Source organism: Streptomyces sp. KR55 (genome assembly GCF_052245645.1).
GTDB lineage: Bacteria > Actinomycetota > Actinomycetes > Streptomycetales > Streptomycetaceae > Streptomyces > Streptomyces flavusporus.
The window spans coordinates 1-609 of sequence record NZ_JBQQCE010001011.1 but is presented as its reverse complement, the minus strand read 5'-3'; the positions used below and the strand labels follow the sequence as shown (position 1 = coordinate 609).

General features: G+C 73.6%; 2 protein-coding genes. One reads left to right on the top strand and one right to left on the bottom strand.

Features of this window, described 5'->3' with window-relative positions; all coding sequences use genetic code 11:
- On the bottom strand, positions 1–201 hold a 201-nt coding region (locus ACTWQJ_RS52075), incomplete at its 3' end, for a hypothetical protein (protein ID WP_443313309.1).
- A gap of 267 nt (positions 202–468) precedes the next feature.
- On the opposite strand from ACTWQJ_RS52075, the gene ACTWQJ_RS52070 reads away from it, so the two are divergent.
- On the top strand, positions 469–609 hold the full coding sequence (locus ACTWQJ_RS52070) for a hypothetical protein (RefSeq protein WP_443313308.1): 141 nt from the start codon (positions 469–471) through the stop codon (positions 607–609).

Sequence of the window (609 nt, the reverse complement as noted above, 5' to 3'; positions counted from 1 at the left end):
CGTGGTGGCCGGTGCGGCCGTGATGTCCCCGCTGATACGTCCGCTCTCGACGGCCCCGCCGATCTCCCTGACCACGTGGTCGACGGCACCGGAGATCACGGCCCCCGGCCTGCTCGCGGCGCCCGGTCCCGACGCGAGCCCCGCCCCGTCCTCGTCCCCCTCCGCCACACCCCGCTGACCGGCCGCTGCACCCCGGCGCATGAACCTGGTTGAATCCAGGGTGAACCGCGCCCACGTCATGGCGACCGGCGCGGAACCGACGAACTGCGGCCACCAATGACGAGCCGTGCCGCGGCCGGCTGTGGGGAGAGCATGAACGAGGGGAAGCCCACACAGGGCCCTGCGTCGCCCTTTGGCGACGCCGGAGGGGGTTATGAGCCGGACCGCTCCGCAGCGGCCCGAAGCTACGCGGCGTCCGCCGAGGGCGACTTCGAACTGAGGCGCCCGTAGGAGGTGGCCGAGTGGACGGTGTCTGCGGCTCCGGCGTCCGCCGAAGGGTCGGGTTCCGTTCCGGCAGCGGGCGTGGCCTCGGACGCCCCGCCCGCTGCCGAGAAGCCCCTGCACGACCCCGATCCCTACAGCACCTCGCCGTACGGCGGGGTGCTGTAG